This window comes from Scytonema sp. PRP1 (assembly GCF_036697665.2).
GTDB classification, from domain to species: Bacteria; Cyanobacteriota; Cyanobacteriia; order Cyanobacteriales; family Nostocaceae; genus Kalymmatonema; species Kalymmatonema gypsitolerans.
Window position 1 is genome coordinate 129,590 of record NZ_JBAHYJ020000096.1, and the last position, 17,231, is coordinate 146,820.

Consider the following 17,231-nt stretch of genomic DNA (forward strand, 5'->3'; position numbering starts at 1 on the left):
TTGTCAAACTATCCCCAGACTGATTTGTGATACACCTGTAGTTGAAAAATTAGAGCAATTTGTACCTTCATTGATAGCGGCGGATTAGCTAATGTGCAGACGCTAGGGGAACCTGGTTTCATTGATTTTGAGTCTAAATCAGGGAAACTTAATATGTGGCTTTGTTTTGTCAAAGTTCAAAACAGAGTTAAGATACCCGAAGTTTCATAACTGCTTTTTTAGTTATCTCTGTAAATGACCTCATGAACTTGTCTGGAACCGTTCCTATAATTCGCTTCACTTCCTTAGCAGTGATAGCAGCCCTCAGCTTCTTATCACCCGTCAATGCTCAGGTACAGCTACCAAGTGGCTCTAATCAACCACAACCTATTGATCCCAACGATCCAAATAACCTCCGTCCCACAGCACAAAATAACAGCCTTTTGAGCCTTGAGGGAGGAAAGCGTCTGATGACAGACGCAAGTAATGCAGTTTCTTCCCAAAACTACGATGTAGCAGCAAAGAAACTCCAAGAAGCACGGCTTGTTTTTAATCAGCTTTCTAATTTTTATCAAGACTTGAATTCTAGCTTTTCTGGAATTGACACCAGAGTTGCTGATGCTCAACGGAAAAAGGCGCTAGAAACTGCGCAAATGCGGGATGAAGCCACCTACCAGCTAGCATTGGTACATAGAGCCCAAAATAAGCCGGAATTAGCTGTACCGTTGCTCATTCAAATAGTTAAAAGCCAAAACCCAACACGGGATTTAGGTAAAAAAGCTTATCAGCAGTTGTTGGAGTTGGGCTTTGTTGATGCTCCGTTTCCTAGAGGTGGTAGTGCTTCTTCCCCTCCCTCATCCTCTCCCTCCTCCTCTCCCGCTCCCTCTCCCTCTCCCTCCTCCGGGAAGAAATAATCAAATTACCTCTCTCTTCACCTCCCCACTGCCCCCCATTCAGCCCAATGCTAGAATGGGATTATAATTAATGGTGGGGACTCTTGATGTTTGAATCCCTATTAGGGTTTGAAATAGATGTAGTCAAGTGTCACACATTTAATTTGCCTACTGTCAACAGGAAAAATGCTTGCCAACACTCTTGTTGTGGAATTTTAAATTGTGTAGACGCAAAGCAGCTTGCCGCAGGATATTTTAAATTTTGAATTGCCCAGATACGAGGCGTTACAATCCCTATTAGGATTTGAAATGATCAGGAATTGCGATGATTAGTCCGCAACAAGTACAGGAAATGATAAAGGCAGAACTGGCAGATGCCCTAGTTCAAGTGCAAGACTTGACTGGAGGTGGTGACCATTATCAAGTGACAGTAGTTTCATCGCAGTTTGCAGGTAAGGGACTTGTGCAACAGCACCAGTTAGTCTATGGTGCACTGAAGTCAGCCATGTCTAGTGAAGCGATCCATGCCTTGGCACTAAAAACGTATACTCCCGAAGCTTGGCAAAATAATTCTCACTCCTAAGTCTTGACTCAAGACTTAGGACGTAAGGCAATACCAGTCATGAGACCAAAAGTAAGATAGGAAACAAAAAGACAATGACGCCAGAACTTAAAGAGCGAATTGATAACTTGGTACAACAAAACAAAATCTTGGTTTTTCTTAAGGGAACCAAGTTAATGCCGATGTGTGGTTTCTCTAACAATGTCGTGCAAATACTGAATACCTTAGGAGTTCCTTTCGAGACAGTTAATGTTTTGGATGACTACGAACTCCGCCAAGGAATTAAAGACTATTCCAATTGGCCAACAATTCCCCAAGTGTATATCAACGGTCAATTTGTTGGTGGTTCAGACATTCTAATACAAATGTACCAAAACGGCGAATTGCAGCAAATGGTGGAAGTAGCACTTGCTTCCTGAAGTTAACCATATTGCAATTACCAGTCACCTCATAGTAAAACAGTCCTGAGTGCTGAGCAAGTTCTCGGACGGGCAGTTACTACGCTGCCCTCTGGAAGAAATTGTTTGTTACACCCTTGGAAAGTGTGTCCGTGACGTCTACAACAGCAGCAATCCTGCGTAGGCGACTCGGGCAGCTTTTCTTTGAACCCAAGTTGCTACTTATGAAAAAACGCCCCTATTTAACGGCGCAGCGGTAGCGTAGGCTTAAGGCTATTGAGCTAGCAAGTGGCGTGTGGTTTGTAAGAGGGCTAAGTGAGCTAATAAATCAGCTCACTTAGAACTTATAACTCGTGAGTTAAGGCTTTTGTGCTGTAATTGTAAAGAAATATCTCCAATTTTTCACAGTTCTGCAATGCAGATAATAGATATGCTATAATCATCTGCATTGCGCTACGGATACTACTTCTCATTGAGAAAAGATATTAATAGTAATCCGGTTGCGGCTGCGTCATTGTAAAGTTTGATACATCGTGCAAGTAGCGATTAGCTTCCTCCTCTAAGCGATGAATCAGATACGGTTCAATGGCGTTACTGTGTTGCAGTGCGGCTATATAGCCATCCAAATACATCCGCATATCATCCGTACGATAACCGCGATTCCATAACTCGACGAAGGCGTCAGTTAGTCTTTGGTAATAGCGAATGGTTTGTGTGTCTTGGAGCATAACTGCTGTTAGAAAAGTGCTTGGAATAGAAAATTGTAATTTATTGAAGCTGAGATGTGAAGTCTCACTTTTAGTTTGGCATGAACTAAAAGAAGATATCTCCCCCAAAGGGAACTCTCACGAGCAGCTACAGAGTATCTCGATCCTATTCCAGAAAACTGGGAATATGATTATCAAGTAAGCTATTGTTATAATTATCAAGAGCCAATAGCCTAACTGGGTTCGAGGGTGTGGGCACCGCTCTATTCAAGAATATCGAATCTGCTTTCACCATAAAGCTGAAAAACTCTTTTGGTAACAATTAGCTTGTTTGGTGACACTTTTTTGGGAAATCGCACTCCAATTGATAGCAGGATTTTTCATCAAAAGCACTTTTGCTAAGTCTAACAAAAATTTAAGAATATTACTAACTTGGCTTTGGCTAAGGCATCAATTAAGCACCTTGCCAGTATTAGTATTAGTAAATATGAAGCCAATAGCAATTGAGGTAACAAGGATTACAAAACCTAAGACATAGGCTTTGTTACTTTGAAATTCATATACGCTAAGGGGTCTTGCCACCGTGGGTTCGGTTTGTATTGAAATCGTTGAGGGAAATCCCCATCTGAGGTCATTGCTAGGCTGGCACTTGCAACAACTGGACTATCGGGTGCATCAAGCCGCAAGTATTTATCAAGCTAGAGAAGTGTTTTTAAGCCATCAACCAACACTGGTGATTCTCGATGCCGATTTACCTGATGGTGATGGCATTGAATTTTGCCGTTGGTTACATCGTCAACAACAGCCTTTAATTTTAATGCTTTCTGCTCGTAGCAATGAAGCTGATATAGTCACTGGTTTGAAAGCGGGAGCAGATGACTACCTCAGCAAACCTTTTGGAATGCAAGAGTTTCTTGCACGAGTTGAGGCACTCATTCGTCGCAATCGCACACCCGTTGCACCAGCTTATTTAGATTATGGGTCTTTGCAAATTGATTTAGTACAGCGTCGGGTTCGCTTCCAAGGAGAGTTTATTGACTTAACACCGCAGGAATTCAGTTTGCTATACGTTTTGGCACAAGCTGGAGGAGTGCCATTGAGTCGGTCAGAACTGCTACGCCGTGCTTGGCCTGATGCCATAGACAACCCACGCACCATTGATACTCATGTTTTATCGTTGCGGAAAAAAGTTGAACTAGATCCCCGCCAACCTAGTTTAATTCAAACGATCCGCAATGTAGGATACCGTTTTAACATGGAAATTTTAAATGCCAATATTGGACACTCAGCAACAAAGTTACCTAAAGAGAGGTTTAGCAATCAACGTTCAACCCTCAGCACTCCCCGATGAGAGGAGGACAAAAAAACAAGCAGACGAATAACTCATGATTAAAATCCAAATTCATCTTCGGCTTTTGCTTGCGTCAAGCTTTCTCTTAAATTAGCCCAGCTTATATCAGACGCTTGTTGATTGACAAGTAAGCGACCTTGGTGTAAGTACAATAGCCGTGTACAAAACTTCTGGGCTAGTTCTAGCTGGTGATTTACCATAACAACCGTTGTTTGATGACTTTGAGCAAGCTGGCTTAAAGTTTCCATAAGATGCTCAGCCGTACCTAAATCTAGGGCAGAGGTTGGCTCATCTAACAATAAGATTTTTGGTTGAATCACTAAAGCACGAGCGATCGCCACAAGCTGTCGCTGTCCAAGAGAAAGTTGTACCTCAGTTCGCGCTGACCATTCCTCTGGAATTTGCAACTTTTCTATCCAGTAAGTCACGCGTTCCTCAATTGTCTGTTTGGGTAAACCACGCAAAACCAGGGGGTATGCCAATGCTTCTTTGACTGTCATTCCCAAAAGCTTGGACTCTTGGGGTACCAATGTCACTAAGGAGCGTAGCTGCAATACAGGAATTTGGCGATACTCCTGATTTTCCAGATAAATTTTACCGCTCGTCGGTTCACTCAGACGGTTCAGGAGACGTAATAAATGAGTTTTTCCTGCACCGGATGGTCCAACAATAGCAACGCGTTCTCCCTCAAATACCTCAAAGGAAATATCCTGTAATATTGGGTGTCCCAGCTGCTTACCTTTACTCTGGGTTTTCAAGCTGGCAAAAAGACTGACTTGTTCTAGGCGCAGTTGTACTTTGAGGGTAAGTTTCCTCATCTGCGTGTCTTGTTGACTCTCCAAAATAAACCTTTGTCTAATAAATGTCCTTTAAGTTTCACGCTAATTTAGCAACGCACGACTAACGAATGTAGCGGATAATTTGTATTTGGGTTTCCCACACATACACCGTTACATCCGTTACATTCGTTGTACCGTAGGTCATCGGTTGGCTACTTAACGTGATGCTTTAATTGATGTTACCTTGCCCTAACGCTGTGGCGATCGCCCAACCATCAACTAACAGCAGCAACAGCGTCAACACAAGTAAAATTAAATACATCCAAGGTTGCGCTAAAGGATAGACATCTGTGGTGTCTATTCCTGTCTTTTCTTGCACAAGTTTCACCAAACGGGCAAATCCGGCTACACGCATTGGTAGTAGATAAGCTTTTCCTTCCTTGCTTAGGAAGTAGTAAACGAGTCCTCCTTGACCAGTAGTCCGAGGTTTTAACTGTTTTAGCTCAGACCAAGGTAACGACCAGCCTTTGCGGAAAAAACGGGGTACCCATTGAGGATAAGTTACCTGAATTTCCTGGTCATCTACAATGACGCGTTCGCTCAACGCTGCATACAGAGCAATAAAACCTATGATAATGCCCACCCACAGTAATGCTGGTGGTACGGGTGCTGCTGTTACCTGGGAAAGAAAAGGCAACGGTGTTGTGAGTGCTATGTATAGACTTAAAAGCGTGATTCTAATTAAAGGAGAGAGGCGAAATACAGAAGATGATGTATCGGCTGAGTTTGCTGTCACGGCTCCATCATGATCGTTGTGCTTTAAGTTAATACTAACTGGTAATTTTGACATCCTCCCCAGCCTAAAAGGCGTGGGGATTCCTAAGACTTACGACTTAGGTTTCTGCTTCTTGCCCTTGCGGGTTTTGCTTACGCACGCCCTTCGGGTTTTTGGCAACTGCCCGGCAAGTCGGTTGACTGTCAGGTCTTATGTTCGCTCCACAGACTGAAACGGCAAGCCCTGCCGCCAAAATATTACGAGCTGCATTTAGATCTCGGTCATGGTTTGTTCCACACTTGGGGCAATCCCATTCCCGGAAATTTAAAGGCAGCTTTTCAACAACATGAGCGCAGTTTCCACAGCGTTTTGAGCTAGGGAACCACCGGTCTATTTTTATTAACTCCCGACCATACCATCGACACTTATACTCAAGTTGTCTGACTAATTCACCCCAACTAGCATCTGAAATATGCAGCGCTAGCTTGGGGTTTTTGATCATGTTCTTGATAGCAAGGTCCTCAACTATTATCGTTTGGTTTTCACGCACCAGTTGAGTGGTTAGTTTGTTCAGAAAATCTTTACGAGCGTCGGTTATTTTTGAATGAACCTTGGCAACTTTGCGTCTGGCCTTGTGTCTGTTGTTAGATCCTTTTTGCTTGCGAGACACAGACTTTTGAACTTGTCTGAGCTTTCGGCGTAACCGCTTAAAGTGTCTGGGATTGTTAATCTTCTCGCCGTTGCTTGTCGCAATCAGGCTCGTGATGCCAACGTCTAACCCAACAGACTTATGTGTCTTTTCGAGCGATTTAATTGTATGGTCATCGACCAACAGCGATACGAACCACCTACCGCTGGCGTCCAACTTGACGGTAATCGTGTTCGGATTGCATCCGGGCGGGATTTCCCGGCTCCACACTATAGGTAGAGCCTGATCACACTTGGCTAGAAAAACTTGATTGTTCTTCCACCTAAATCCGGCTTTGGTAAATTCTGCACTGCCGCCGTTATGTTTTCGCTTGAAATTGGGGTACTTTGCCCGTTTCGCCCAGAAGTTAGCAAACGCTTTTTGCAGATTTCTCAGTCCTTGCTAAAGTGGGACAGAACTAACCTCAGTTAAAAAGCTGAGACTTTCTTCTTTCTTCCAAGCCGTAAGCATGGCAGAAGTGTCTGCATAGTCCACTCTTTCTTGCCTTTCGTACCAACCCTCTGTCCGAGCCGCCAAAGCTTTGTTGTAGACCAATCTGACGCAGCCTAGTGTCTGCCGCAGAAGAGTCTGTTGCTCGGCCGTCGGATAGAATCGGTACCTGAAGGCTCTCTCCATGCAAAAAAAAAAGAATGCAAAAAAATTTTTGCATTCTAACATATAGATTGTAAAGCCGTCCTAGAAGGACGGGGTTTTAGACTCATTTTTTTGATAAAGCCCAATTGTGAGCGTATATTATTATCGTTATCATTTACTGCCAGATCCAAACCTAGCTAACAACTCCTTGTAACTTTACAGGCATAAAGCACATCTAACCCGTAGGTCGTCCGAAAATACTGATTGATTCGAGTCCCTGTCATCTGCGTGATCTCAAACCGCTCAACACAGTACTCCTCACGCGGCAAAAGCGCTTCAATAAATGGTAACCCTGGGGCATATATAAAGCTTCCCTGCGGTTTCAATGCGGATAACACATCCATGTAGCATTGGGCGTACTGTTGCAAATGCCCTGAAGGACGCAAGTAGTGATGGAGGAAATGATTGGAGAACGCCATATGGGAGATAATCGTTCCCCAAAAGCCTGGAACAAACGGGAAATTGAACCAATCCGCGTTTATGATGAACTGATCTGGATCACTTCCTCGATCAACCCCAAAAGCAAGATTCCCTTGAGATCGTAAAAAATGAACTAACTCACCGTTTTGTCCACATCCGAGATCGAGAATTGGGTCAAGCAGGTGTTCAGTAGGAGTGTGTAGGATGCGAAGTTGTAAGTCGGGGGAATACTCGCTACAGACGGGTGTACTGAAGACGAAATCACGACTGAGATTCCTTGATGCAAGGTCGAGAACAAATTGCTCAAGCTGGATTTGATGCACAGCAAGCACTTCCTTGAGGAGTTTCGGAAGATGAGTGCTGTGTTTACAATCTAAAAGCCCAGAGCGAAAATCACCCAGAAATCTCACGTATTCCGCTGTTAATATCGTTTTCTCCTGGTCTCCAACAATCAGAAATTGATTTTTTGTTTGAAAAAACGCGATCGCCTGTTTGATGAAAAACTGCGACGTTTCATCTGAACGTTCATCCATCCAACGAACAACCGAGTCCTGGTTTTGACACAGAAATGTCACCAATGAGTCTGGAACCGAACAAAACTCATTACTAGGTGCCTTAAGTTCCTCTAAAGGCACAGAGGCGAACCTTCTAAAACGGTTGAGGGCATACCTTCTCAGTTGATTCCCGATCCAATCAATGGTTGACATCATTTCCTCAGTTGTCACAAACCGTGGTGCTGATTCGTCTTATTCGTGGATTTATTTGTCGAACTTCATCAGTGACTTCGCGACTGAATTCGACCTTTCCTAAAGGAGAGAGTAATTCTTCCAGATATTGCTTGGCAAACTGGTCGTGAGGCTGTCTGGTCATTTGTTACTCATTATGGTAAGTACTTTTGTACCACACTCCAGCCTGTGAGCGATACCCAGATAAAGCCAAAAAACAGGGCAATATTAGCGCCAACATGGACACGTCTAGCCCAACGTCGTCTCCCATTAATAAGCAATGCGCTTCCACCAGACAGCAAAACCAGCACGACTGCTATCAACCCAGCAATAAGGTGGGATGAGTGTCCCAAAGAACCAAAATGACCGAAAGTACCAATAATGCCAATCAGGAGTAGCAGCAGCACTAAACTTACCATGCAACTGCCGATGAGAAAGTGAAGGGAACGTACATTTATATTTCCCTCGGTAAAGGGGGAAATAAAAGAGGGGTGCGCCGATGTTCTGTTACGAAACATCCAAAAGCCTGTAATCGCCAATAGCAAATAAGCTAACAACGATAACCCCATCGACCATGCTGCTATTTTCCACAGCCAAAGAAAGGAAGGTAGGTTCATAGTAAACATTGTAGATGGGGAAGTGGAGTGATGAAAAAAATTAATGTCTAGACGTGACATGGTACGTCTGGACAACTCATAACGAAACAAAAGAGGGCTGCTGAGTTCAGCAACCCTCTTATTAAAGAAAATTGTTTTTTTTAATCAATGTATACTAAACCAGCGACTTGCAAAGGTTTTTTGGAATCTCCGGTTTTTGTATTAATCGTTTGCACAATTGGTTTTTTATTGATAGGGTCTATTGCTGGTTGTGAGTCTGTATGAAACTCATAATTGCTAGGTTCGCTGATTGCGAGGCGATCGCACGGAATGTTATCCGATAAAATTGCACTTGCCATCATCCCCGTATGAATCTCAAGTTGAGCTTCTTTTGGAGCTTCAAACACTAACCTTTGTCCAGGAAAAACAACCCGTTCAAAGTACCAGTTGGGAATATTTGAGATGCGAGCCACCTGTATTTTGCTTGTGGCATTCACGTAGCAGCAGAAAAGTTTACCTGATTGCTCAGGTGGTAGAGGATCTAATATTTGAGCCATAACTGCTGAGGAGCTTTACGCCACTATCTTATCTTACACTTGTCAAGCTAGCACCGGCTGATCCCCAGTTGCTGTAACCCCGACTACCAAGTGAGCTTTTCTATTATTATTTCTATCTTAAGATTTGCGGCCGTATGAAATATTTGTGAAATTTTATGCCTTTTCTGCAATTGTACATTATGCTCCCACACACACAATGTTCTCTGGTTCACAAAAAATCATAAACGGCGAAATTTACTTGTCAATCCTCATAGCGACACCCCATAACCAAGATATGTAGATCATCGCTTGGCAAACAGAGTTGTTGTTATTGTAAAGCTATCTATATAAAAATCTTTATAATTTAATAATATTTCTGTTGAGAGAGTATGTATCTGACGCCTAAGTGAATTTAACGAGTTCCACTGAATATCAACAAAAAGGACAGATTAAATCCTTATCTGCCTAAATGTCAAGTAATATTAAGATATAGGACAAAAATTAATCTCAACACTTCTTTTAAAAGCTATTAATCTCACTTTCCCTTAAAAACAGCAAGATGGAAGTTAAAAGACCTGTGATGGACAACCGAATTCTCTATGTTCGCCTTCCTTGTAACCCGATCTTTCCAATTGGGGTGGTTTATCTTGCAGATCACGTCCACAAGCAGTTTCCTACCATAGAACAGCGCATTTTTGATTTGGGAACAGTACCACCTCTAGATTATGCTGCTGCGCTGGATCGCTGTATCGATGAATTCAAGCCCACACTACTCGTGTATTCGTGGCGTGATATCCAAATTTATGCTCCAGTGGGTGGACGTGGTGGTAACCCATTACAGTATTCCTTTGAGTTTTTCTACTCCCGCAATCCATTACTCAAGATAAAAGGGGCTATTGGTTTGTTGCGGATTGCGTCGGGATACTACGGTGAGTTGTGGCGGAATTTGGGCTTAGTGAAACGGGGTATTAAACGTGCTAAACGTTATAACCCCGATGCTCGAGTGATTGTCGGTGGTGGTGCTGTTAGCGTCTTTTACGAGCAAGTGGGTAAAAGCTTACCCAAGGGAACGATTGTTTCCGTGGGAGAAGGCGAAACCCTGCTTACAAAACTTTTAAGTGGGCAAGAATTTCGCGATGAAAGGTGTTATGTCGTAGGAGAAGAGAAACCACGCGATCGCCTGATTCACGAACAACCCACTCCCCTAGAAAAATCCGCTTGCGACTACAACTATATCGAAAGTATGTGGCCGGAATTTAACTATTACCTGCAAGAAGAAGACTTTTATATAGGTGTACAAACTAAACGTGGTTGTCCCCACAACTGCTGTTATTGCGTCTACACCGTTGTTGAAGGCAAACAAGTACGCATCAATCCAGCTGAGGAAGTCGTTGCCGAAATGCGGCAATTGTACGATCGCGGTATTCGCAACTTCTGGTTTACCGACGCCCAATTTATCCCAGCGCGAAAATTTATGAGCGATGCTGTGGAACTCTTACAGAAAATCGTTGATTCTGGGATGACGGATATCCACTGGGCAGCATACATCAGAGCCGACAACCTCACACCAGAGTTGTGTGAGTTGATGGCGAAAACCGGGATGAACTACTTTGAAATTGGTATTACCAGTGGTTCTCAAGAACTCGTGCGGAAAATGCGGATGGGCTACAACCTGCGAACAGTCTTGCAAAACTGCCGTGACTTGAAAGCTGCTGGATTCAACGACTTAGTTTCCGTCAATTACTCATTTAACGTCATTGACGAACGTCCCGAAACTATCCGCCAAACCATCGCCTACCACCGTGAACTCGAACGCATCTTCGGTGCGGATAAAGTCGAACCTGCGATTTTCTTCATCGGTTTGCAACCCCATACCCACCTCGAAGAATACGCCTTCAAAGAAAATATTCTTAAACCAGGGTATGATCCAATGAACATTACACCTTGGACAGTCCAGAAAATGCTCTGGAACCCGGAACCCCTTGGTTCATTCTTTGGGCAAGTCTGCTTACAAGCTTGGCGACAAAACCCTAATGACTTCGGACGCGAAGTCATGAAAATATTAGAAGAAAAACTGGGTTGTGCCGACTTAGAAGAAGCACTTTCTGCACCCGTTGAGACGAAAGAAAAACAACTCGTTAGCGTATCATAGAAGACACGCAAGAAGACAAGGGAACCAGGGGACATGGTGACTACGGGTAAACAAGGGGAAAAAATGACTTCCTCATATCCCTCATCACTTCCTCTGCTTCCTTGGTGTCCTTGGCGTCCTTGGCGGTAGCCTGCGGCACGCCGCTACACGTCTACGTTTAAAAATCCTATCCCCATGTTAGAAGGCTCAATTTTACAAAAACTAGAAGCAGCTCATCGCCATAGTAAAAGACCAATTCAATACGGCGTTTACTATAAAAACACACTGGTTTCCCTGTGCCATGCTTTGGAAGACCACATATTAAAAGACGAAGGTACACCCTTAGTCATCACAGCCTTCCAACAAGGAAAGTGGTATCTGCAAGAAGCCGAAAGATACGCAGATATCGCCAAAAAAGCCAGCCAAATTGCTATAATGGCAGCCCCGGATGCAAGCTTTGCCCAACATTCTACAAGCCAATTGCCCAATGTGAACCTAGTCGCCATAGATCCAGCCGATCCGGTAGCGCAGGAGTGGCATTTGATTATATTATCACAAAATTACACAGCAATGGTAATTTGTCAAGAATTATCACAAGCTGATTATGCTTCCACCGGATTACCTGCATCCGACGTAGAGCGAAAATTCTACGGTTTATGGACATTTGAACCGGAGTTAGTCCAAGAAACAGCAGAATTAGCAATTTCTCACATCGAAAGCTACAACCCAGAACTGGCAAAAGAACTTAAGGCACACAAAAACAGAATGCAGCCACGGCTTGCCACACCGGAAGACTTGAGTGCAGTGGTTTCCCTCGTAGTAGATTACCTTCAAACGGGGCAAGTAAATATATCTGTCCCCACAACGACTCGCCACCAAGCACTGGATCGGAATTTGGTTTCCAACGAAATCCAAGCATTTTTACGGATGGCGCAAATGATAGATGCTGCCGATATTACCAATCCAATGGCAGCAGCGGAAGTGGTAGCACTAGCAGAAACAATGGGGCAACTTTTGGATCTTCCCGCGTGGCAAACGAAACGTCTACGGCTTTCCGGGTTGCTGCAACGTATAGATCCATTGCAAAGAGCCCAAAGCGTTCTTTCTCCTGGTAGTTCCACCCGCTACCAAGAAGATGCACCCTGTTGTCCCTTGACTTGTCCTCTAGTACCAGGAACCCAGGTACTGCGAACAATGCCACGACTGCGGGCGATCGCACAAATTCTTACACATCAAAGCGAGTGGTGGGATGGTACAGGCGAGCCAGCGGGGTTAGCTGGAGATGAAATTCCCTTAGAGTCAAGAATTCTCGCATTAGTAGCAGATTTCCAGTGGCGGGTTAATCAGAAAAAAACCTCTCAGTTAAGCCCCGAGGAAATATTTACTCAAGCTTTAGAAGAGTGCAAACAATTACAATCGTATCGCTTTGACCCCAAACTTGTAGATACATTAGCTTTATTAGTTATGGGTTTGCAACAGGGACTCGACTTACCTTTGATGACACCCAAAGTTAGTACTGGTATGTGGCTACTTAATAGTAGGCTAGATAGCGAAACTAAGAGTGGAGAGATTAAGAGCAGTTACAGGCAATAATAATCAAAGCGCAAAGACTTCCTTAGCGTCTTTGCGCGAAATGTAATTATCTTAAATAGCGTAGAATTTATATGAATGTTGACGAAATTCGGTCAGGAAAACTCAAAGACTTGCCAGGAGTAAATTTAGAAGACGAAGATTTATCAAATGCTGACTTAAATCGCATCAATTTTGCTGGCGCTCACCTTGTCGGCACAACTTTTACAGGTTCCAAACTCGAAGGTGGACATTTAGAAGGTGCCAATTTGATGGGAGCCAACCTTGTAGAAACCGACTTGCGGGCGAACTTGATGGGAGCAAATTTGATGCAAGCAGATTTGACGGGTGCTGACTTGCGGGGTAGCAATTTACGTGGCGCGAACTTAATGGGAGCAAGACTCACTGAAGTGTCCTTTGTTGGTGCTTTCTTGAGCGGTGCTAATTTGATGAATGTCAACTTGCAGGGTGTTGACTTTCGAGGTGCTGACTTGCGAGGCGCGAACTTGACTGGGGCTAATCTCAAAGGTGCAGACTTGAGTCGTGCAGATTTGCAAGGGGCATTGTTAAGTGAGGCAAATCTGGAAGAAGCCGACTTACGGGGGGCGAATCTTGCGGGTGCGAATTTGACGGCGGCAAACTTATTGTGTGCTGAATTACACGGTACTAATGTAAGTGGAGTGAATTTGGAGCGAGCATGCGTGGTGGGAACAGTCTTGGAAATGGCTTTGTAAAAGGCTAATTAACAGCAAGCACCTTCAGCAGATGAGATTTATATAGGTGAATTTAACCAGGGTTGTTCTTTGAAATCTGTCCATTGTTGAGGAATCCTCGCACGCTGAGGGCGATCGCACTTAAAAGTAATATACCCATCACCCCTGCTAGTGGATTGCGATCAATTCCAGTTATCCACTCTGGCACTTTTTTTGTATACGTAATCAAATTGCCCACGTTAATAATGTAATAACCCCAAACCAAACCCGCGTGGTATCCAATGGGTAAACCGAGGCGTCCCCTACGCCAACGCTTTCCCCATACCTGCGTTAACCCTAGTATGACTAAGGCTGGGAATTGCGGTAGTGTATGAATAATTGCCTCCAGCGGCTTAATAAAGTGTAATGCCGCATAAGCGATCGCATCAACCCACAAGGCAACACTTTTGCTATAATCCCGTTGCAACTCATCCAGCAACCAACCTCGGAATAATAATTCCTCAGCAAACCCAATGCCCAAGCCAACAATTAAACTCTCTAAAATCAGTTTAAGAAAAAAAACTTTGGGTTGTTGCCACACTAACCAACCTAAGCTACCTTGCAACCCAAACAAAATCAGAACGCCAATTATCCCAATAGCCAAACCGCGTACCACTTCTACACCATTGAGTCGCGTCAGTTCTAAGCCATAATATCGTAGCAACTGAGGTTGATTGTAGACGTACTTGCCCCATAACCTCAGTAGAACGATAAACTCAACATACAGCAGCACCATTGTCAATATACTGACTAAATTGGTGTCACGTACGAGTAAGTAAATTGGTGCAGCAAACGGCAGCCAGAGTACCAACAAAGTCAATATAAATGCACCCAGCCTAATAGGGGCAGGGTACTGGGACAAACGGAGGAGATTTGTTTTGAACAACCTATCTATTGCCTATAACCTTTTATTCTTCAGGTTCAATTGTGCTACTCAAACCATGATTTTTCAAGGTTTCGCAATAGAACTCGGCGTGTTCTTGAGCGCAAGTAATGACTAAGGCTAGCCCGTTGGTATGGGCTTCCATCATGATACTAACAGCCTGAGGCTGGGTGAGGTTCGGTACTGTGGTTAGTAGAACCTGCACCACATACTCCATAGGGTTGTAGTCGTCATTATGGAGCAAAACGCGATACCGAGGCGCTAGCTTGCGGGATGTTGAACGCTTCTCTATGGTTTCGACAGACACTGTTCTTTGCTCTTTTGTGAATGAATTACTACAACAGAATTTTTGTCCAAATATTCCTTAACACTTATTAACTCATTTTATAGCATAGACACGCAAATAACGGGGTAGTCAAATTTTTTGCTACTTTAGACTGATGGCTGCACAGGTTTGACTGCGCCTCTACACCCCATCCCCTTAAAATTGAATCACCAATAAAAATATACTTGTCGCTTAAGCCGTGTGACTATGGAGATGACCTTGGAGTTTCAAGCAGGACAAATTGTGTCTTTAGAGCATGGCGACATAAAGCTGTATGCAGAAGTCATTCAAGTCGTGGTTTCTCGTCAGTTGTGTTGGGTGCGTCCTTTACTGCTAGTCAACTTTACCCAAGAACCGCCGCTGATCACTGACCTGCGAGATACATCTGACCTGCTTTGGTCTGTCAATTTATTTCAACCTGCCTTAGACACAGAAGTTATTAGTTTTTTGAGTCAGGTTTTGCTAAAAGAACCAAAACCTGGACAGACTAGTGTTGCCAAGCAACAATTCAATCACTTTATTCACCAAATTTGGCAAGCACAAAAAGGGGGATTAGGGATTGGGGATTAGCCCTTCGACTTCGCTCAGGGCTAGGGATTGGGGAATGGGTAAATTCTTGCCGATCCAATCCTCAGTCCCCTAATGAACACTAGCGAATGGCTGCATCTTTCAGAAGGAATATTATTGAGATTAGGCAAAAATTTATTTTCTATCTTTAGGGGCATGCCAAAAAGTTTACTACCAGTAAAAATGATATATGTACGGTAGACGGGATAACCTAGTTCTGCTATCAGGGTGTAATCTCCCATTTGAACGAAAGCTACTCCCTTGTCGGTAAAAGAGTACCGATTTAACAAACTGCCTACGGCGTCGCCTCTTTGCAGGACTTACGGTGCAAGCCATAGGCTAGAACACGTACCCGATAGCCTTAAGGCGTGACGTCAGCCATAGCCAGCGCATAGCAAGAAAATAACCAATCTTAGACCCGGAAAAAAGTAAAAATGTATTGTAAATGGCTTCCTTGGAACTAATGGAAGAGATAATTTCTGTTTCAGGTTCTAAGCGTTGCCTTATTAAAAATCTCTACTCCCTCAACAATAGGTTCATCCTGCTTGCTGTTAATTTCAGCGAACAAGTAGAGAGGAATTTTTTCTAAGCGTCGCGCAAACTACATGGGGATAACTAGTGATTAATGCAAATGGGGAACCATTCTCTTCTCGGTTTACCCCCTGCAATCAAATATATAATTAATCTTACAAATTAATCTTACAAAAAAATATGAGCAGTGACGCGGCTAAAGTCTCGTCGCTATTGTTAGTATAATTTCTGTTGCTTATATTGAAGTTTCATGACTTTAGTCTTTATTGAAATCAACTCAATTTAAGGCAACTCTAATGCCAAACCCTCAGGATAACAAGCCTAGACTTGAAACCAACTGAATGCGACCAGCGTCCATCTCTGCCATTAATAGTTCCAAGGCTTCGTAGTCCACGTCAGAAATATAACCCATTTCGGTCAGTTCTGAGTTAATTTCATTTTCAATTTCAGGAGTCAACTTTTTAATATCGAGAGCTTTTTCTACCAATAGACGAATAGAGTATTTTGTTCTCATAGCGATTACACCAACTATATAAGTAGTCATTATCAAGGGTAACGTTTGGTATAAAAAGTGATCTGAACACCCCTGTGGCGGTGACCTGGATCACAGCTATTTGAGGACATGGTTCACTATTGAGCCAACTGTCTAGCAATAATCAAGTGATAACGTAAAGTTATTAGCTTGATAGGGATTTGAATACAAATCAAATAGAATTCTAGGATAAATAAAGTTTATAACTAGAACCAGCTATTCATCCTCACCTGTGCGGCTGCTTGTGGAGATTATATTTGTTTAAGAAGTAAAAAAAGTATATTTAAACACAAAATTTCTTGCGTTTATGACAATCTTTAAAGAGTAACGCAATAGCAATAAAGATTCAGCAAAGAGACGTAATACGAATGGTCGATGTGAGAAAAAAAAGTTTATGTTCAAATACATCTAACTTTAAAGTTCGATAACTTTAATAGGATGTAACGATGCAAGCAGTACTAGACTATCCAAAAATAACTGTTATTAGTCCTCACGGCTGCCTAAATGCCAAAAACGCTTTAGAATTTGAAACCAAATTAACAAAAGCGCTAGCACAAAATGGTATTTCTATCTTGCTCGTGAATTTAGAGCATGTAGAATCATTAGATAGTGCAGGCTTGATGGCATTAGTGTCTGCGCTCAAACTGGCTCAAAAGCTAGGACGGCGCTTCAGCCTTTGCTCGGTTTCACCGTCACTCAAAATTATATTTGAACTGACCCAAGTAGATAGGGTTTTTGAGATATTTGAAGGGAAAGCCGCGTTTGAAGCTGTTTACCTCTCAAATCAAGAAGCAACAGTGACTTATGCCTAAAAAAGTCTTAAGGGAAACGAGTAGTTCTCTTGAAACACCTAATAAATGCTAATGTTGGAGGTGAGT

General features: G+C 43.1%; 21 protein-coding genes. 9 read left to right on the plus strand and 12 right to left on the minus strand.

All coding sequences use genetic code 11. The annotated features are described in order from the left end of the window. The first annotated feature begins 242 nt into the window (after positions 1-242). The 3 genes from V5G28_RS25530 (at position 243) to grxD (ending at position 1,853) form a co-directional block, all read left to right on the plus strand. Positions 243-893, plus strand: a complete 651-nt coding sequence (locus V5G28_RS25530) for a hypothetical protein (protein ID WP_332995776.1) — start codon at positions 243-245, stop codon at positions 891-893. 304 nt (positions 894-1,197) lie between these two features. Further along, on the plus strand, positions 1,198-1,455 hold the full coding sequence (locus V5G28_RS25535; RefSeq protein WP_332995777.1) for a BolA family protein: 258 nt from the start codon (positions 1,198-1,200) through the stop codon (positions 1,453-1,455). A 74-nt stretch (positions 1,456-1,529) separates the two neighbouring features. Beyond that, positions 1,530-1,853, plus strand: a complete 324-nt coding sequence (gene grxD, locus V5G28_RS25540; RefSeq protein ID WP_332995779.1) for a Grx4 family monothiol glutaredoxin — start codon at positions 1,530-1,532, stop codon at positions 1,851-1,853. 464 nt (positions 1,854-2,317) lie between these two features. Here grxD and V5G28_RS25545 read toward each other — a convergent pair whose 3' ends face one another. Further along, positions 2,318-2,560, minus strand: coding sequence for a DUF6761 family protein (locus V5G28_RS25545; protein WP_041036493.1), 243 nt, complete (start codon positions 2,558-2,560; stop codon positions 2,318-2,320). 562 nt (positions 2,561-3,122) lie between these two features. Here V5G28_RS25545 and V5G28_RS25550 point away from each other — a divergent pair. Next, positions 3,123-3,890, plus strand: coding sequence for a response regulator transcription factor (locus V5G28_RS25550; protein WP_041036494.1), 768 nt, complete (start codon positions 3,123-3,125; stop codon positions 3,888-3,890). Between the two features lie 38 nt (positions 3,891-3,928). Here the strand turns inward: V5G28_RS25550 and V5G28_RS25555 are convergent, their stop codons facing one another. The 8 genes from V5G28_RS25555 to V5G28_RS25590 form a co-directional block, all read right to left on the minus strand. Beyond that, complete coding sequence (locus V5G28_RS25555) at positions 3,929-4,708, minus strand: ABC transporter ATP-binding protein (RefSeq protein ID WP_332995783.1); 780 nt, start codon at positions 4,706-4,708, stop codon at positions 3,929-3,931. A 190-nt stretch (positions 4,709-4,898) separates the two neighbouring features. Then, on the minus strand, positions 4,899-5,465 hold the full coding sequence (locus tag V5G28_RS25560) for a hypothetical protein (protein ID WP_332995930.1): 567 nt from the start codon (positions 5,463-5,465) through the stop codon (positions 4,899-4,901). A gap of 97 nt (positions 5,466-5,562) precedes the next feature. Next, positions 5,563-6,528 (minus strand): RNA-guided endonuclease InsQ/TnpB family protein, encoded by a 966-nt coding sequence (locus tag V5G28_RS25565; protein WP_332995932.1) that lies wholly within the window; start codon positions 6,526-6,528, stop codon positions 5,563-5,565. A gap of 6 nt (positions 6,529-6,534) precedes the next feature. Continuing rightward, entirely contained in the window at positions 6,535-6,810 is a 276-nt protein-coding gene (locus V5G28_RS25570; protein ID WP_332995784.1) for a helix-turn-helix domain-containing protein, read from the minus strand. A 113-nt stretch (positions 6,811-6,923) separates the two neighbouring features. After that, the gene (locus tag V5G28_RS25575; protein WP_332995786.1) at positions 6,924-7,931 is read right to left on the minus strand and encodes a class I SAM-dependent methyltransferase; all 1,008 of its coding nucleotides are present in this window, start codon (positions 7,929-7,931) and stop codon (positions 6,924-6,926) included. Continuing rightward, entirely contained in the window at positions 7,921-8,076 is a 156-nt protein-coding gene (locus V5G28_RS25580; protein WP_332995940.1) for a hypothetical protein, read from the minus strand. The genes V5G28_RS25575 and V5G28_RS25580 overlap by 11 nt, the downstream gene beginning before the upstream one ends. Before the next feature lie 10 nt (positions 8,077-8,086). After that, the gene (locus tag V5G28_RS25585) at positions 8,087-8,548 is read right to left on the minus strand and encodes a DUF4079 domain-containing protein (protein WP_332995788.1); all 462 of its coding nucleotides are present in this window, start codon (positions 8,546-8,548) and stop codon (positions 8,087-8,089) included. A 140-nt stretch (positions 8,549-8,688) separates the two neighbouring features. Then, positions 8,689-9,084: a DUF1830 domain-containing protein gene (locus tag V5G28_RS25590; RefSeq protein WP_096568047.1), complete on the minus strand. Its 396-nt coding sequence runs from the start codon at positions 9,082-9,084 to the stop codon at positions 8,689-8,691. 538 nt (positions 9,085-9,622) lie between these two features. Between V5G28_RS25590 and V5G28_RS25595 the strand changes: the two genes are divergently transcribed. The 3 genes from V5G28_RS25595 to V5G28_RS25605 all read left to right on the plus strand — a co-directional run bounded on the left by V5G28_RS25595 (position 9,623) and on the right by V5G28_RS25605 (position 13,497). Further along, on the plus strand, positions 9,623-11,215 hold the full coding sequence (locus V5G28_RS25595) for a photosystem II high light acclimation radical SAM protein (RefSeq protein ID WP_332995790.1): 1,593 nt from the start codon (positions 9,623-9,625) through the stop codon (positions 11,213-11,215). A gap of 174 nt (positions 11,216-11,389) precedes the next feature. Continuing rightward, entirely contained in the window at positions 11,390-12,787 is a 1,398-nt protein-coding gene (locus V5G28_RS25600) for a DICT sensory domain-containing protein (RefSeq protein ID WP_332995792.1), read from the plus strand. Positions 12,788-12,858: 71 nt separating this feature from the next. Continuing rightward, entirely contained in the window at positions 12,859-13,497 is a 639-nt protein-coding gene (locus tag V5G28_RS25605) for a pentapeptide repeat-containing protein (protein ID WP_332995794.1), read from the plus strand. 52 nt (positions 13,498-13,549) lie between these two features. Here the strand turns inward: V5G28_RS25605 and V5G28_RS25610 are convergent, their stop codons facing one another. Beyond that, positions 13,550-14,401 (minus strand): CPBP family intramembrane glutamic endopeptidase, encoded by an 852-nt coding sequence (locus V5G28_RS25610; RefSeq protein ID WP_096568055.1) that lies wholly within the window; start codon positions 14,399-14,401, stop codon positions 13,550-13,552. A 22-nt stretch (positions 14,402-14,423) separates the two neighbouring features. Continuing rightward, positions 14,424-14,705, minus strand: coding sequence for an ATP-dependent Clp protease adapter ClpS (gene clpS / locus V5G28_RS25615; protein WP_041036514.1), 282 nt, complete (start codon positions 14,703-14,705; stop codon positions 14,424-14,426). Positions 14,706-14,930: 225 nt separating this feature from the next. Here clpS and V5G28_RS25620 point away from each other — a divergent pair, with 225 nt between their 5' ends. Then, a complete protein-coding gene (locus V5G28_RS25620; RefSeq protein ID WP_332995797.1) occupies positions 14,931-15,293 on the plus strand; it encodes a hypothetical protein in 363 nt (120 codons plus the stop codon). Between the two features lie 835 nt (positions 15,294-16,128). Here the strand turns inward: V5G28_RS25620 and V5G28_RS25625 are convergent. After that, positions 16,129-16,335, minus strand: a complete 207-nt coding sequence (locus V5G28_RS25625) for a hypothetical protein (protein WP_096568057.1) — start codon at positions 16,333-16,335, stop codon at positions 16,129-16,131. 464 nt (positions 16,336-16,799) lie between these two features. Here V5G28_RS25625 and V5G28_RS25630 point away from each other — a divergent pair, with 464 nt between their 5' ends. Then, entirely contained in the window at positions 16,800-17,165 is a 366-nt protein-coding gene (locus V5G28_RS25630; protein WP_332995801.1) for an STAS domain-containing protein, read from the plus strand. Positions 17,166-17,231 lie beyond the last annotated feature (66 nt).

What these genes read in the sequence shown, in the direction of transcription:
- V5G28_RS25530 (WP_332995776.1), top strand. Translation starts at nt 243, where the DNA reads ATGAACTTGTCTGGAACCGTTCCTATAATTCGCTTCACTTCCTTAGCA.
- V5G28_RS25535 (WP_332995777.1), top strand. Translation starts at nt 1,198, where the DNA reads ATGATTAGTCCGCAACAAGTACAGGAAATGATAAAGGCAGAACTGGCA.
- grxD (WP_332995779.1), top strand. Translation starts at nt 1,530, where the DNA reads ATGACGCCAGAACTTAAAGAGCGAATTGATAACTTGGTACAACAAAAC.
- V5G28_RS25545 (WP_041036493.1), bottom strand. Translation starts at nt 2,560, where the DNA reads ATGCTCCAAGACACACAAACCATTCGCTATTACCAAAGACTAACTGAC.
- V5G28_RS25555 (WP_332995783.1), bottom strand. Translation starts at nt 4,708, where the DNA reads ATGAGGAAACTTACCCTCAAAGTACAACTGCGCCTAGAACAAGTCAGT.
- V5G28_RS25570 (WP_332995784.1), bottom strand. Translation starts at nt 6,810, where the DNA reads ATGTTAGAATGCAAAAATTTTTTTGCATTCTTTTTTTTTTGCATGGAG.
- V5G28_RS25580 (WP_332995940.1), bottom strand. Translation starts at nt 8,076, where the DNA reads ATGACCAGACAGCCTCACGACCAGTTTGCCAAGCAATATCTGGAAGAA.
- V5G28_RS25585 (WP_332995788.1), bottom strand. Translation starts at nt 8,548, where the DNA reads ATGAACCTACCTTCCTTTCTTTGGCTGTGGAAAATAGCAGCATGGTCG.
- V5G28_RS25590 (WP_096568047.1), bottom strand. Translation starts at nt 9,084, where the DNA reads ATGGCTCAAATATTAGATCCTCTACCACCTGAGCAATCAGGTAAACTT.
- V5G28_RS25595 (WP_332995790.1), top strand. Translation starts at nt 9,623, where the DNA reads ATGGAAGTTAAAAGACCTGTGATGGACAACCGAATTCTCTATGTTCGC.
- V5G28_RS25600 (WP_332995792.1), top strand. Translation starts at nt 11,390, where the DNA reads ATGTTAGAAGGCTCAATTTTACAAAAACTAGAAGCAGCTCATCGCCAT.
- V5G28_RS25605 (WP_332995794.1), top strand. Translation starts at nt 12,859, where the DNA reads ATGAATGTTGACGAAATTCGGTCAGGAAAACTCAAAGACTTGCCAGGA.
- V5G28_RS25620 (WP_332995797.1), top strand. Translation starts at nt 14,931, where the DNA reads ATGGAGATGACCTTGGAGTTTCAAGCAGGACAAATTGTGTCTTTAGAG.
- V5G28_RS25625 (WP_096568057.1), bottom strand. Translation starts at nt 16,335, where the DNA reads ATGAGAACAAAATACTCTATTCGTCTATTGGTAGAAAAAGCTCTCGAT.
- V5G28_RS25630 (WP_332995801.1), top strand. Translation starts at nt 16,800, where the DNA reads ATGCAAGCAGTACTAGACTATCCAAAAATAACTGTTATTAGTCCTCAC.